This window comes from Paraburkholderia sp. RL17-347-BIC-D, assembly GCF_046027915.1.
Lineage (GTDB): Bacteria > Pseudomonadota > Gammaproteobacteria > Burkholderiales > Burkholderiaceae > Paraburkholderia.
The window spans coordinates 1-681 of the sequence record NZ_JARESS010000221.1 but is presented as its reverse complement, the minus strand read 5'-3'; the positions used below and the strand labels follow the sequence as shown (position 1 = coordinate 681).

At 62.0% G+C, this 681-nt stretch carries 2 protein-coding genes; both read right to left on the bottom strand.

All coding sequences use genetic code 11. From position 1 onward, the window contains the following. Positions 1-254 (bottom strand): NAD(P)(+) transhydrogenase (Re/Si-specific) subunit beta (locus tag P0D96_RS48265; RefSeq protein ID WP_408321425.1); only part of this gene is annotated, 254 nt, incomplete at its 3' end. Next, positions 254-580 carry an NAD(P) transhydrogenase subunit alpha part 2 gene (locus tag P0D96_RS48260; protein WP_012431753.1) on the bottom strand — a complete coding sequence of 109 codons (327 nt, stop codon included), beginning with the start codon at positions 578-580 and terminating at the stop codon, positions 254-256. The genes P0D96_RS48260 and P0D96_RS48265, both read right to left, overlap by 1 nt. Positions 581-681: the final 101 nt, after the last annotated feature.

Below are 681 nucleotides of genomic sequence, written 5' to 3'. Positions count from 1 at the left end.
GCGACGAACGCACCGACCGCCCCGCCGATCACCAGCGCGACCAGCAGCAAACCAAGCCCCAGCCCAAGATTCGAACCGAGCCCGTTAGCCTGTTTGACGATCAGCGCGATGGTCGTAACGATCGCAATCGCCATCCCGACCATGCCGAAGGTGTTGCCAATGCGCGCCGTCTTCGGATTCGACAGCCCCTTGAGCGCCTGGATGAAGCAGACCGACGCGACCAGATAAAGCAGCGTGACGACGTTCAGACTCATTACGCGTTCTCCTTGGCAGCTGCGGGGAGCTTCTTCGGTTCTTTCTTGCGGAACATCTCCAGCATTCGTCGTGTGACGAGAAAGCCGCCGAACACGTTCACTGCCGCAAGCGCGACCGCGAGCGTGCCGAAGAACTTGCCGGGGGTGCCCAAGGTCAGACCCGCGGCGAGCATTGCGCCGACGATCACGATCGCCGAAATCGCGTTGGTCACGGCCATCAGCGGCGTGTGCAGCGCGGGCGTGACGTTCCAGACCACGTGGTAGCCGACGTAGATCGCCAGCACGAAGATGATCAGGTTGATGACGGTGTGGTTGATGACTTCCATCGCCGCTCTCCTTAAGCCTTGCGCGTGACTTCGCCGTCACGGGCCAGCAGCGTGGCCGCGACGATATCGTCCGCGAGATCGATGTTCAGGGCGCCTTCCTT

Bases quoted from the DNA above. Each gene is read 5' to 3' on its own strand.
- P0D96_RS48260 (WP_012431753.1), bottom strand. From the start codon at position 580: ATGGAAGTCATCAACCACACCGTCATCAACCTGATCATCTTCGTGCTG.